This is a genomic window from Klebsiella oxytoca NBRC 105695, from assembly GCF_001598695.1.
Taxonomy (GTDB): Bacteria; Pseudomonadota; Gammaproteobacteria; order Enterobacterales; family Enterobacteriaceae; genus Klebsiella; species Klebsiella oxytoca.
Genome location: NZ_BCZK01000009.1, coordinates 1 through 12,832, shown reverse-complemented (window position 1 = coordinate 12,832; position 12,832 = coordinate 1). Strand labels below are relative to the sequence as shown.

The following is a 12,832-nucleotide window of genomic DNA, read 5'->3' as shown; positions in this document are numbered from 1 at the left end:
AATGAACAGCTGCCTGTATGAAGGGGTATTACGCCACCGCCGTCTCCAGCCGAAAGCGCACCATTTTCGCTATCGCATCTTCATGGCCTGGCTCGATCTGGATGAACTGGACCTGCTCAGCGAAGTGGGTATCCGCCGCAATAGTTTTGCTGCCGCCTCTTTTTACGATGCGGATTACCCGCTGGGTACGCCGCTGAAAGCGCAGGTTCTGAATCGGCTGGAAAGCCTGACCGGCGCGCGTCCGGATGGCCGCGTTATGCTGCTGACCCAGCTGCGCTATCTGGGCTTTCATTTTAACCCGGTCAACTTTTACTACTGCTATGACGGCGCAGGCGCCCTGCGCTGGGTACTGGCAGAAGTGCGCAACACGCCGTGGAATGAACGGCATTACTACGCCGTGGACGGCCAACGGACGCGTCCGCTGGATAAGGCATTTCACGTCTCGCCGTTTAACCCGATGGACATGGTCTATCACTGGCGATTCAACCGGCCCGGTAAAACGCTGCATATGCATATTGAGAACCATCAGACGGCAAAAGTCTTCGATGCCACGCTGGCCCTGAGCCGTGAACCCTTAACCCGGGCCAACCTGCGAGGGCTGCTGCTGCGCATTCCGCTGATGACGCTGAAAACCGTTCTCGCGATTTACTGGCAGGCGCTACGGCTGTGGCTCAAGCGCGTGCCGCTGTACAACCATCCTGTCAGCAGGAGTGAACGCTCATGACCGATCCCGTTTTTGCGCTTGAGCCCGATATCCCGCGCAACGTACGTATCGCGCGCTGGTTGCTCTTTCGTCTGTTGAGCGGCATTCGTGAAGGCTCGCTCACCGTTCGCGAAGGGGCGCAGACCTTTCACTTTGGCGACCCCGCCGCGACGTTACGCGCCGACGCGCACGTCCTCTCCGCGGGCGTCTACTGGCGCTTACTCACTGGCGGCAGCCTTGCCGCGGCGGAGGCCTGGATGGACGGAGAATGGGAGAGCCAGCAGTTGACGCAGTTGCTGCAGATCCTGGCGCGCAACGGCCAGGTGCTGGGACGGCTGGAGCGCGGCTTCCGGCTACTGGGCAAGCCCGTAGAACGACTGCGCCACTGGACGCGCCGCAACTCGCGCGCGCAGGCGAAGGAGAATATCGCCGCCCATTACGATCTGGGCAACGACTTTTACGCCCGCTTTCTTGACGACGAGCTCCTCTACTCCAGCGCGCTGTTTACCGATGACGGTCAGGATCTCACCCAGGCCCAGCGGGCCAAAATGGCGCGCCTGTGCGAGCGTCTGGCGCTTACGCCCGGCGATCATTTGCTGGAGATCGGTACCGGCTGGGGAGCAATGGCCGAATTCGCCGCTCGCCATTACGGCTGTCGGGTCACCACCACCACCCTGTCGCAGGAACAGTTTCAGTGGGCCAAAGCGCGGATTGCCCGCGCCGGGCTTCAGGATCGCGTCGACGTGCTGCTCTGCGATTACCGCGATCTCACCGGCCAGTACGACAAGCTGCTGTCGGTGGAGATGATTGAGGCCGTGGGCCAACGCTATCTGCCGGCTTTTTTCCGCACCTGTCAGGCGCGCTTGCGTCCGGGCGGCAGGATGGCGATCCAGGCAATCACCATCCAGGACCAGCGCTATCGCGGCTACAGCAAAAGCGTGGATTTTATTCAGCGCTATATCTTTCCGGGCGGATTTTTGCCCAGCATTACAGTGATGAACGAACTGATGACGCGCCATACCGATTTTGTGATGCGCGATCTGTTCGATATGGGCCCGGACTACGCCCGTACCCTGGCCCACTGGCGGCAGCGTTTTCTCCACGCCTGGCAGGATATCGAGAAGCTCGGCTTTGATGAACGTTTCCGCCGCATGTGGCTTTATTACTTCGGCTACTGTGAGGCCGGATTTAACGCCCGCACCATCAGCGTCGTGCAGCTCACCGCGGAGCGAACATCATGAAACGCATTTTGACCCTTGGCCTCGCGCTGCTGATGCTGGCGCTGGCGGGCTGCAGCGCCGAAGTGACCGATTATCGACAGCAGCAGCCGGCGCTGGATATCTTCCACTATTTTCAGGGTAAAACCGAAGCATGGGGGATGGTGCAGGATCGCCATGGCAAGCAGCTACGCCGCTTTCATGTTGAGATTGACGGTGAGGTTGTTGGCGACACGCTGACGCTACATGAACGCTTTGTCTACGATGATGGCGAAAAGCAGCAGCGGGTATGGCGCATTCGCCGCACCGGCGACAACCGTTATCAAGGCACCGCTGGCGATATTACCGGCGTGGCGCTTGGCCAGGCATCGGGCAACGCTTTTCACTGGCGCTACAGCATGAACGTAAAAGCCGAGGGTAGCCGCTGGCGACTCGATTTCGACGACTGGATGTTCCTGCAGGACGGCGTGCATCTGTTCAACAAAACGGAGATGAAGAAATTTGGCGTTACCGTCGCCACCGTCACCCTTTTCTTCACCCGGACAGCACAATAAAAGAGGATTATGCCATGAGCACACAACCTTTGATTGGGATCAGCGGATGTTTGACCGGTGCAGCCGTGCGATTCGACGGCGGGCATAAGCGAATGGGATTCGTGATGGATGAGCTGGCGCAATGGGTCGCGTTTAAGCCCGTCTGTCCGGAGATGGCGATCGGCCTGCCCGTTCCCCGGCCTGCGCTGCGGCTGGTCCAAACTCGCGAAGGGGATATCCGCATGCGCTTCACCCATGCTCCGCACGACGACGTAACGGAGAAAATGGCCGATTTTGCCAGCGCCCACCTTACGACGCTGGGCGAACTGTCGGGATTTATCGTCTGCGCCAAATCACCTAGCTGCGGTATGGAGCGCGTGCGGCTGTATGATGATAAGGGCAATCGCGGACGTAAAGAAGGCACAGGGTTATTTACCGCCGCGCTGCTGGAGAAATATCCCTGGCTACCGGTAGAAGAGGACGGCCGCCTGCACGATCCGGCGCTGCGTGAGAATTTTGTCGAAAGAGTTTTTGCCCTGCACGAGCTCAACTGCTTGCACAAAAGTGGCCTGACGCGCCGTGGGCTGCTGGATTTCCATAGCCGCTATAAGCTTCAGCTGCTGGCTCACCATCAGGCGGGTTACCGGGAAATTGGCCCGTTCGTTGCCTCGCTGCATGAATGGGAGGATCTGGAGGCTTTCTTTGTGGCGTACCGCGACAAATTGATGGCGATCCTGAAAAAGCCCGCCTCGCGTAAAAATCACACCAACGTACTGATGCATATTCAGGGCTACTTCCGTAACCAGCTGAACAGCCGCCAGCGCGGCGAGTTACGCGACGTGATCCTCAACTATCGCTCCGGACTGCTGCCGATCCTCGCACCGCTAACGCTGCTTAAGCACTATCTGGCGGAATACCCGGATCGTTACCTGCAGACGCAGAACTACTTTGATCCCTATCCGCAGGATCTGGCCCTGCGCCTGACGGTGAATTAAGTCTACAGAACCCGCGAACAGGCCGGCGCAGGCCAGCCTGTTCGCGTAGATGCCGACAGACCTGGAACCACGCCTCAAACATCCCGCCGACGTTTAACGAATGCAGCCGTTCGACGCTGCTGTCGTTCACTTTGGCGATGTGCTTATTGTCCACCCGGCCGCCGGGGACGTAGAAGCGCAGCATCCGGCGGCTCTCCGCCCCCATGCCAATGGCGATGTTTTGCGACAGCGTCAGCTTCCAGCCGCGGTTATCGCCGCCCCGATCGTAATCGACGCGCTGATAGCTTGCTTCCAGCCAGGTCGAATGCACATCGTTCCAGAAGTACATTGGCCGCACGATGGCGCCATCGTTTTACGGTTGTCGCTAGTGTCCTTGCCGTTGTCATAGTCGCGGAAGGCCAGCGGCGATAACCGCCATCGTTGATGTAAGTTTTTTATCATTGTCATGTTTATCTCAAGACAGGTTAATCTTATTCAGATAATAACAATCCCATTCCGGGCAGGCAGAATATGCCGCTATTATGAGAGCAATTTAATTTTTATTTTGTCCGGCCAGTGAGGTTTTTTCACTATTCGGGTTGTCGCGCCTCCCTAATAAACGTGTCATCATTTATGCTAATCCGTATAAATCTACCCTAAGGATAATTCGCTGACCAGCAGTGAACTCAGTAACGGCTCAGGCATTTGCGACGGAACGTATATCCTTATTCCAACAGCCCCCTGCTATTTTTCATAGGGTATAAGGAAAACCCTGCGGATATATCCTTACGATTATTGCGGCATATACCCGGCAAGTCTTCATCGGCTGCATAAATGCAAAACAGTATGGGTAAAAACGTTATTGTCCCGTCCCTCTCCTTTTCGACTGCATGCCTTTATTGCAGCGCAAGCGTCCACAAGGCTTGCGGAGCGCCCAAACACCCGTCGGCAGTGATGGACGTATTAACCTGCGCTACCGCCAGGAACACCGTAACGACTCGACTGCGACAGCGCCGCGCTGGTGGTATAAACGCTGACCGTGCCCCTCGCAAAATACCGTTGCATGCTAAACGCCAAAATCAAGGGAAAAGTAAATTAATAATTGTGACACATCCTCTATTCTCCTGCCCGGTCATTGAATTACGTTATTTCACTCAGCGATTAAGAAAAGCCCCAAATGTGAGCCATCTCGCAAATAACAGCTTTATATATTTAACACTCGGGGAGCTATCTGGCGTACATTTTATGCAGGAATGCAAGTTGTAAGGGATAAAATGGTGGTTTTAGAAAATTCCAACGCAGGCGGAATAGCATTTTTGTGTAGCGACTCAACATACTCTGGAGTTGCCTTTGCTTTGATGATCACAGAAGTAAAAAAACATAATAAATTAATTTAAAAACGTAATAGATTCTTCGAGATCATTTATGTCAGAAAGTGTTACACATCTACACAGCAAGCCGGAGTCTGCTCAGCATGGGTAAAAACATAATGCAAAGTCGCCATGACGAATATCATAAATTAACTCGCGGGGAACGTATTGGTTATGGGATGGGCGACTTTGCTCAAAACCTGGTTTTTGGCACAATTGGCGGTTTTCTTGCTCTGCACATGCTGACGGTCAATACCATCAGTACAGCAACGGCAGGGTTTATATTTCTTTTTGTCCGCATCATCAATGTCTTTTGGGATCCGATGGTGGGAACTTTCGTTGATAAGAGAACATCGAACGCCGGGAAATACCGTCCCTGGCTGCTCAGAGCCGGCGTGCCGCTGGTGATCCTTTCCGCTTTACTTTTTGCCCCGATCCCCGGCGTCCGCGGTTCAGTCCCTTTTGCTTTTATCATCTATCTGGCGCTGGATTTAGTCTATTCGCTCGTGAATATTCCTTATGGTTCACTTAACGCTTCACTGACGCGCGACCCGGAATCGATTGATAAGCTCACCAGTACGCGAATGATGCTGGCCAACAGCGCCAACCTGCTTGTCTATACTCTGTTCCCGATGTTTGTACAAATGGCTTCGCCTAAAGATCGCAGCCTGAAGGACACCGGTTTTTTTGGTATTGAACTCAATCTGGGTAACTATACCGATCCTTCTGCGAACTATGCCTGGTTTGGCGTTTACTCAATTTATATGTTGATTGGCGCGGTGGCGCTTTTCATCTGCTATAAATTCACCAAAGAACGTGTGGTGGCGACAGCGGAACAGACGGCTAACGTCAAAACCACCGATCTTTTTCTTGAACTCAAACATAATCGCCCGCTGGTTATTCTCGGACTGTTCTTTATGCTGGCCTTTACGTTCATGTTTTTTATGAACACGGTAAATGGCTTTTTCAATCAGTACGTTGTTGGCCATTCAGAATGGATGGGGGCAGTTGGCCTGGTCGCCTCTATTCCGGGCATTGCTTTCCCCATTTTCTGGCCGCGACTCAAGAAAATTTTTGGCAAAAAAGGGTTCTTCCATCTTTTTCTGGCCATGTTCATTGTCGGTGAATTATTAACCTATATTTGGTCGCGCGAGGGTATGCACGATGCGCTGTGGCTTGCTTACATCGCGACATTTATTAAACAGTGGGGCTTAACGTCAGCGACCGGCTTCATGTGGGCGCTGGTGCCGGAAGTGATTGCATATGGCGAACTAAAATCGGGCAAACGAAACGCTGCCATCATTAACGCTATTATGGGGCTCTTTTTTAAGATTGGCTTTACTATCGGCGGCGCGTTTCCTCTGTGGTTGCTGGCCGTTTATGGCTTCAATGAAACCGGCGCCCGGCAAAGTGCCAGCGCAATCGAGGGGATTATAATGACCGCAGTTTGGATCCCGATTGCTTTGGCGATTATTTCAATGATCATTATCCAGGTTTATCCCATCTCGGACAAAAACGTGACCGATATCAATCGTCAGCTTGATGAGATACGCGTGTAGTTAAAAATATAAATCTGACGCAGTTGGAACTTTTAAATAAAAAAGGTGTAATGATATGTCTCTTATTCAAAACCCTATTTTACGTGGGTTTAATGCCGACCCCAGTATTATCCGTGTCGAGGACACTTACTATATCGCCAACTCTACATTTGAGTGGTTTCCTGGCGTTCGTTTACATGAGTCAAAAGACCTTGAGCACTGGAATCTTCTCCCTGCGCCTTTGTCAACGACCACCCTGCTGGATATGAAAGGCAACCCCTCATCCGGCGGCATCTGGGCGCCGGCGCTCTCCTGGGCCGACGGTCAATTCTGGTTAGTCTATACCGATGTCAAAGTCACCGAAGGCGCCTTTAAAGACATGACTAACTATCTGACCACCGCGACCGATATTCGCGGCCCCTGGAGCGATCCTGTCAAGCTTAACGGCGTGGGTTTTGATGCCTCTCTTTTCCACGATGATGATGGCCGAAAATATATCGTGCAGCAAACCTGGGATCATCGCGAATATCACCACCCTTTTGACGGCATTACGTTAACCGAACTGGATACCAAAACCCTGAAATTAATGCCAGGAACCGCGCGTACCATTTATCATGGGACTGCCGTTGGCCTCGTTGAAGGGCCACATCTCTATAAGCTCAACGGATATTATTATCTTTTTGCCGCTCAAGGAGGAACCGTATTCACCCACCAGGAAGTGGTTGCCCGCTCAAAAACGCTGGAAGCCAACAGTTTTACCACCGAACCGGGAGACGTCTTCTTAACGAATGTTGATACGCCAGACAGCTATATCCAAAAGCAAGGGCATGGCGCCTTAGTTTCTACCCCAGGAGGCGAATGGTACTATGCCTCGCTCTGCGCTCGTCCGTGGAATCGCCCTGGCGAGTCGGTCTACGATCCTCGCGGCTGGTCAACCCTCGGCAGAGAAACGTCGATCCAAAAAGTGTACTGGGATGAAGATGGCTGGCCGCGTATTGCGGGCGGTCACGGCGGTAAAACGTTCGTCGAGGGGCCGAAAGACGCCATTTATACCGAAAGTGCAGAGGATCGTAGCCAGCACGACGACTTTACCACGCCGACGCTCGATCCCAACTGGAATACGCTGCGGGTGCCCTTTAGCGAGAAAATGGGTACTACCGGAGACGGAAAGCTCACCTTAATCGGCCAGGGCTCTTTAGCCAATACGCACGATCTGTCGCTGATTGCCCGACGCTGGCAAGCCTTTTATTTTGATGCCCAGGTAAAAGTAAAATTTGATCCGTTCAACTACCAGCAAATGGCAGGATTAACGAATTACTATAACGATCGCCACTGGAGCTTTGTGTTTGTTACCTGGAATGAAATTAATGGAAGGGTCATTGAAATAGGGGAAAATAATCGCGGAAAATATACTTCCTATCTGAAAGATAATGCCATTAAGGTGCCAGAGCATGTCGAATATGTCTGGTTGCGCAGCAAAGTCAGGAAGGAAACGTATAGCTATGAATATAGCTTTGATGGCGTCGCGTTCACTGAAATCCCGGTCAGGTTAGATGCCGCTATCCTTTCAGATGACTATGTCTTGCAGAGCTATGGCGGTTTCTTTACCGGAGCGTTTGTTGGCCTTGCGGCAGTCGACTACTCCGGCTATGGCGCCAGCGCTGAGTTTTATCATTTTGATTATCAGGAACTTGGCGATTCGTTAGTTGGTAATGAGGTTTATAGCTGGGAAGCCAATGAGTTACGTAGTTATTAAACGACCCGCTGGTTAGGGGTAGCCAAACGTCTCTGTAAGCGGAGCTGGCGCGGCGGACCGCGCCAGCTCGCAAGAAGAGCGTCGATGGCGCGTTTTCATCTTTAAAGCGCATCATTCCCCGGCGGGCACGGGCCACCGCCGGTTCTCATCAAGCTTCAGCGTTGGACGAACTGATGATACCAGCCTGCAAAGCCTGGATTGCGGAACGGGCCTCCAGGTAATGCTGCTGCTTCAGATGACGAATAAGCACCCTTCCCTCGGGCATAAATACGGTACCATAACGTACCAGGCCAATACCCCTCAGCTCAGCATCAAGCCCATAGCGCAGCTTGCCCGCCATCGCCTGCGCCAGCAGAACCACCTTCACTTTCTTTAGCCTGGGCTCATATTTAAGCAACACGGTCGACAAGATGCTCATCAGTTCATGGGCCGTCCCTGGCATACCCTGCAGAATTTTAGTCATATCCGGCAGGCCGTAATCCGGAAGATGCGCCAGCGTCCCGGCGCGACAGTTAACAATGCGCTGCATATTATCCAGAACCGACAGAATCACCTGGGTTTCTTCGCTCACCTGGTCCAGTGCAGTCCCTCCGGCAAAATTGCCGTAGAGCATTTCATACAGAGAAGTTCCCCCCATCATCAGTCATCCTTCTTCGGTTGCAGCGTCAGACGATGTTGGCTGGCTTCAATAACGCGTGGTTTGTCCGGATCGAGGTCGTCGCGTCTCAGTACCAGCTTCCAGTCATTCCTCACCATATCCGGCGCCCGAAACAGCCCCACCACCGCGATAAACTGCGTTCTTTCATCCATCGGCATGTCGAGGCTGGCGTCTGCGCCGGGTTTCACCACCAGGCTATGGCTGGCAAGCAGTTCGTTTCCGGCTGCATTATCACCTTCCGAAGCCAGCTGCTGATAGAGCAATTGATCAAACGCCTTACGGTCCCTGAGCTGGTACACCCATACCATCACCGGCTGGGAGAATGAGGCATTTTCCCGCTCATCGGTGTTCAGCTCCGCCCGGCCAGTCACGTCCAGATGCAGGGTTTTTACCGGTTTATAAAAGACCGATTTCACTACCGATGAGGTGCCGTCGCTAATTTTCTGCATCAGGCCACACCCCGTCAGCATTAACGGTATAAGTAGTAAGGTAGATCGCTTAATCGAAGTGATACGCAACACGTTGGTTTCCTTGTTGTAAAGTTGCAGACGGCATTCCGTTATAGTTGCCTGGCTCAATAGTAAAAGCGGCGGGGATATCGGGCGGGATCGTTTCCCCCTCCACACCCAGTACCCCCGTCATGCCGAGCATAAAAGGGGAGTCGCCCAGCACCGGCGCAGCCAGTAGCTGAGCAGGAACGGTCAGCTGTATCCGCGCCTTATAGCGCCACCCGAGATAGACCCGCTGCAGGACCACAAAGTCCTGATATAGCTGCCCTTCCGGTAACCATCCCTGCGTCTCGGCAATATCATCCGTATTCAGCGCAATCAACAGCTGGCTGCTGATCTCTGTCGTTTCATCGCCCAGCACGTTATAGCCATCAAGCAGAAAATCGTCATTGTCGTAAAACCCCAGAGGATGGCTGATGGAAAACGGGCGCGGAGAGTGCGGCGTGACGCGGGCCTGCGTGCGGGGAGCCAGCAGCCGTACCAGCGCCTGCACGCCCTCTTCGGTACGCGCAGGCAGGCGCATGATGCCGAGCAGCGCCAGAAAACGCGACGTCGGAGTGGCGATATGCTTTGCGGTACCCGGTATGCCCAGACCGATAAGTCCCAGTAGACTCTGCGAGGTGCTGTCCCTGCCGCCCGCTTCAAACGTCGCCGGGTACGAATATTTTCGCCAGATGCGATAGAACTGCGTCAGAATGCGGTGGTTAAAGATATCGAGAAAGGCCTCCTGCGCTTCGTGCCCTTCCCGCTGTCGGGCGATATCATCGAGCCATGCGGTGGGCAGGGGTGAGTCGACGCCGTAGAGCCCCATAAACGTCGTACGCACCGTCGGCGGCGCATCAGGATGATACTCATCATATTCCACCGCTTTTAGCTCGCTAACCGGGAAGCCCATTCCCGGATGCGGGCGAAAACGTACCGGATCGCTGGCCGGGTTCAGAGTACCGCCCAACGGGGAGGCTTCCGGGTGACGCTTTTCCAGTAACTGGCAGAAGCGGTAGAAGTTAATGCGATGGATTTCCCGCTCCAGCCGGGGACTCAGCCGGGAATACGGCGGTTGTGGTTCTCCTGCCATTCGAGACGTTCTCCCCCAGGTTGTAGTATCAGAATCAGATGGTTGAACAGATGAATATCGGTATAGAGCGCGAAGAAGCGGTTCAGCATTTCGCCAAACAGGCAGATATCGCCGTGCCCGGCGAAGCCGCTGCTGTCGAGGGTCACCTCAATCTGTACGCCGCGCAGAAAATGGCCCTGCGCAAAACGTTCCACCTCGCTGTGCCTGACATCGACAATCGCCTCCAGGCGGCGGCGATTCATCTCGTTATCGGTCCAGTCATAGAGGGCCAGCGCGCCGCGCAGCACGTCGGCGTTATCCATCATCCACAGGAAGCTGCTGCCGAGATGACTCAGTACTCGCCAGTGAAATCGGTCGCGATCCGGCGGATAACACGGCAGCGTCGGGGCGCAAAGATTGCGCACCTGGATAGGCGTGGCGGTGGATTTCACCACCGTATCCAGCAGCGCGCTCTGTAGCGCCCGGCGCGGCAGTTGACCATTAGTGCCGGTCAGGCTGAGCGATAGCTTTTCATGCTCAGGTACGCTGTGGTTATCAAACGCCTCGCCGCCGAGCATCAGCCAGGTGTCGTGCAGCCCGGAAGGACCGGGCTTCACCCGCGTATGATAGTAATATTCCGGCGCATCATGGCGCAGCATGCCCCCTTTGTGACGGAAGCTGGTAAAGGGCACATACGTCTGATGGCCGGAATGGCGCGAGGAAGTGACCGAATCCACGGAATAAATCTCGGTATGCCCATCCTGGATACGCATCGGGCGCAGCAGATATTCGGTCTGCAACGAGTCCAGGTGCAGCGGATCGGACTCCAGAGGGAACAGATTAATCACCGGCGCGCAGTGCAGGCGCAGATTTTTCTCCGACAGCGCATATTCGTGCGGCCACGGTTTCTCCAGCACGATATCAATTTCAAACCACGCCAGAACCTCAGGGAAATTCACATTTTCCAGGCCGCGCAGCGTCACCGACATAAATTTTTCCCGGAAGGAAAAATACTCCAGCAGCAGCTGATAACCGCTGAAGCTGCAGCTCTCCGGCAGTAGCGCCTCATCCTGACTGAAACCGCAGACGGCAAAACGGGCGTCCAGCGTCCTGCGTTCGGCATTGCCGGGGAGGCGAACATACGTTTTCGCCACCCGGAGCGTCAGCGCCTCATGCAGAGCGCAGGCCAGCGGCGCATCGGCATTCAGATAGAGCGGGACGCGGCTTACATCGATGCGGCTCCAGTCTGCCAGCGAGCTGCACTCAAAGCGCAGGCGGATAAGCGAGCGCCCGTCCGCTTCCGTCGACATCCCCGCCCGGACAAGCGACATGGGGAGCAGGGTCAACGGTTGCGTAGTGGTGTAATGGCAACGGGTGCGCTTTTCGCCAATAGGCTGCGAAAGTATGCCAAAGCCCTTTTCTATGCGTAGAGGTTCTTTCAGTTCATGCCAGTCCGCGGTGAATTCGACAATGGAGAGCGAAGGAATGGTACGCAGGTAATGTGGCCAGATCATGCTGACCAGACCGCCGGTCAGTTCCGGCAGATCGTCGTCGAGTTTTTCCCGCAGGCGGCCCATCAGAAAGGCGAAGCCTTCAAACAGGCGTTCCACATACGGGTCGCGCGCGCCCGCTTTGTCGAGATTTAAGGCCGCTGCCCGGTCAGGATGGGCGCGGGCGAATTCTTCACCTGCTTCACGCAGGTAACGCATTTCGGCGTCAAAATAACGCAGAGTTAAGTCATCCATAGAATTTTATGCTGTGCCTTGTAGCAACGTGAACGCGTTTTGTTAAAAGCGCGGGAAGGAAGAACGATCTGATACACCTTTAGCAGCATCACAGCTCATAGGTATCGTTCATCATTGAGGCGATAAACCGAACCGGGCCAGGACAGGAACTTTTATTGTGCAACGTTCCGGCCTACCCCAGGCCATCAAGACTGTCTCCAGGAAGAGAGCCAGCGATCGTGTATATGCCCGGATGTTGACCACCCGTTACCCGGTCTATTTCACGCGCAACCGGTACGCCCAGAATAGTGAACCGGCAGATAAATCCGCCGCAGGTAGTTCTGTCAACGCGAATCAAGTCACTCCCTTTCGCCATTGCGCTCTCCTTAATGGGTCGATATTCAGATTACTGACGCACTACCCGCCGTTCTGAGCGACAAGACAGATCTCAGTACGCCAGGTAACAATTCTCTCTCCGGCCGTAACCGGATTTGTTCTGCTTCGCCGCGTCCCGTCTCCGACACAATAGCTTCATTCGAGGGGGGGCATTTCCAGCCACCGCCGAAGTGGTCTTAAGACCGTCAAATCTCGTCGTGGCTGGCCGCCACCGGGTTCATTATTCACTCACCTCCCTCGCGTCATACCCCTCTTCATCCGTGCGGCCGGCTGCCGGGACACCGGCGCTGAATATCTGCGCCGGCAGCCTGAAGTTGCGCAGCTTCAGCAGCGCCAGCGGACCGTCGCCCAGCTCCGTACGCAGCAGCCACTGCAGCTGCCGCCTGTCCGGCGCGGTGAT

The 12,832-nt window shown here is 54.6% G+C and carries 12 protein-coding genes and 1 pseudogene; 6 read left to right on the top strand and 7 right to left on the bottom strand.

Annotation, left to right across the window (positions count from 1 at the left end):
- Position 1: 1 nt before the first annotated feature.
- Genes KO1_RS16190 through KO1_RS16175 form a run of 4 tightly spaced genes read left to right on the top strand, consistent with a single transcriptional unit; the run spans position 2 to position 3,448 of the window.
- Entirely contained in the window at positions 2-724 is a 723-nt protein-coding gene (locus KO1_RS16190; protein ID WP_004101529.1) for a DUF1365 domain-containing protein, read from the top strand.
- Positions 721-1,944, top strand: coding sequence for an SAM-dependent methyltransferase (locus tag KO1_RS16185; RefSeq protein ID WP_024274073.1), 1,224 nt, complete (start codon positions 721-723; stop codon positions 1,942-1,944). The genes KO1_RS16190 and KO1_RS16185 overlap by 4 nt, the downstream gene beginning before the upstream one ends.
- On the top strand, positions 1,941-2,474 hold the full coding sequence (locus KO1_RS16180) for a DUF3833 domain-containing protein (protein ID WP_024274072.1): 534 nt from the start codon (positions 1,941-1,943) through the stop codon (positions 2,472-2,474). Before KO1_RS16185 ends, KO1_RS16180 begins: the two co-directional genes overlap by 4 nt.
- Positions 2,475-2,488: 14 nt before the next feature.
- Positions 2,489-3,448, top strand: a complete 960-nt coding sequence (locus tag KO1_RS16175) for a YbgA family protein (protein ID WP_024274071.1) — start codon at positions 2,489-2,491, stop codon at positions 3,446-3,448.
- A gap of 64 nt (positions 3,449-3,512) precedes the next feature.
- On the opposite strand, the pseudogene KO1_RS27385 reads toward KO1_RS16175, so the two are convergent.
- Positions 3,513-3,850 (bottom strand): annotated as a pseudogene (locus tag KO1_RS27385) (carbohydrate porin); the annotation flags it as partial.
- Between the two features lie 1,066 nt (positions 3,851-4,916).
- On the opposite strand from KO1_RS27385, the gene KO1_RS16165 reads away from it, so the two are divergent.
- Entirely contained in the window at positions 4,917-6,356 is a 1,440-nt protein-coding gene (locus KO1_RS16165; protein ID WP_163470950.1) for an MFS transporter, read from the top strand.
- 55 nt (positions 6,357-6,411) lie between these two features.
- Positions 6,412-8,091, top strand: coding sequence for a glycoside hydrolase family 43 protein (locus tag KO1_RS16160; RefSeq protein ID WP_004101515.1), 1,680 nt, complete (start codon positions 6,412-6,414; stop codon positions 8,089-8,091).
- Positions 8,092-8,239: 148 nt separating this feature from the next.
- Here KO1_RS16160 and tssE read toward each other — a convergent pair whose 3' ends face one another.
- The 6 genes from tssE to KO1_RS16130 form a co-directional block, all read right to left on the bottom strand.
- Positions 8,240-8,731 (bottom strand): type VI secretion system baseplate subunit TssE, encoded by a 492-nt coding sequence (tssE, locus tag KO1_RS16155; RefSeq protein WP_004101512.1) that lies wholly within the window; start codon positions 8,729-8,731, stop codon positions 8,240-8,242.
- Positions 8,731-9,270 (bottom strand): type VI secretion system lipoprotein TssJ, encoded by a 540-nt coding sequence (gene tssJ, locus KO1_RS16150; RefSeq protein WP_004101511.1) that lies wholly within the window; start codon positions 9,268-9,270, stop codon positions 8,731-8,733. Before tssJ ends, tssE begins: the two co-directional genes overlap by 1 nt.
- Positions 9,248-10,333 carry a type VI secretion system baseplate subunit TssG gene (gene tssG, locus KO1_RS16145; protein ID WP_064407047.1) on the bottom strand — a complete coding sequence of 362 codons (1,086 nt, stop codon included), beginning with the start codon at positions 10,331-10,333 and terminating at the stop codon, positions 9,248-9,250. The genes tssJ and tssG overlap by 23 nt, the downstream gene beginning before the upstream one ends.
- Positions 10,297-12,057, bottom strand: coding sequence for a type VI secretion system baseplate subunit TssF (gene tssF / locus KO1_RS16140; protein ID WP_024274068.1), 1,761 nt, complete (start codon positions 12,055-12,057; stop codon positions 10,297-10,299). The genes tssG and tssF overlap by 37 nt, the downstream gene beginning before the upstream one ends.
- Before the next feature lie 172 nt (positions 12,058-12,229).
- Positions 12,230-12,412, bottom strand: a complete 183-nt coding sequence (locus KO1_RS16135; RefSeq protein WP_024274067.1) for a PAAR domain-containing protein — start codon at positions 12,410-12,412, stop codon at positions 12,230-12,232.
- A 240-nt stretch (positions 12,413-12,652) separates the two neighbouring features.
- Positions 12,653-12,832: hypothetical protein (locus KO1_RS16130; RefSeq protein WP_148719760.1), on the bottom strand; the 180-nt coding region annotated here is incomplete at its 5' end.

Excerpts from the sequence above, each read along its gene's own strand:
- KO1_RS16190 (WP_004101529.1), top strand. The coding sequence starts at position 2 with ATGAACAGCTGCCTGTATGAAGGGGTATTACGCCACCGCCGTCTCCAG.
- KO1_RS16185 (WP_024274073.1), top strand. The coding sequence starts at position 721 with ATGACCGATCCCGTTTTTGCGCTTGAGCCCGATATCCCGCGCAACGTA.
- KO1_RS16180 (WP_024274072.1), top strand. The coding sequence starts at position 1,941 with ATGAAACGCATTTTGACCCTTGGCCTCGCGCTGCTGATGCTGGCGCTG.
- KO1_RS16175 (WP_024274071.1), top strand. The coding sequence starts at position 2,489 with ATGAGCACACAACCTTTGATTGGGATCAGCGGATGTTTGACCGGTGCA.
- KO1_RS16165 (WP_163470950.1), top strand. The coding sequence starts at position 4,917 with ATGCAAAGTCGCCATGACGAATATCATAAATTAACTCGCGGGGAACGT.
- KO1_RS16160 (WP_004101515.1), top strand. The coding sequence starts at position 6,412 with ATGTCTCTTATTCAAAACCCTATTTTACGTGGGTTTAATGCCGACCCC.
- tssE (WP_004101512.1), bottom strand. The coding sequence starts at position 8,731 with ATGATGGGGGGAACTTCTCTGTATGAAATGCTCTACGGCAATTTTGCC.
- tssG (WP_064407047.1), bottom strand. The coding sequence starts at position 10,333 with ATGGCAGGAGAACCACAACCGCCGTATTCCCGGCTGAGTCCCCGGCTG.
- tssF (WP_024274068.1), bottom strand. The coding sequence starts at position 12,057 with ATGGATGACTTAACTCTGCGTTATTTTGACGCCGAAATGCGTTACCTG.
- KO1_RS16135 (WP_024274067.1), bottom strand. The coding sequence starts at position 12,412 with ATGGCGAAAGGGAGTGACTTGATTCGCGTTGACAGAACTACCTGCGGC.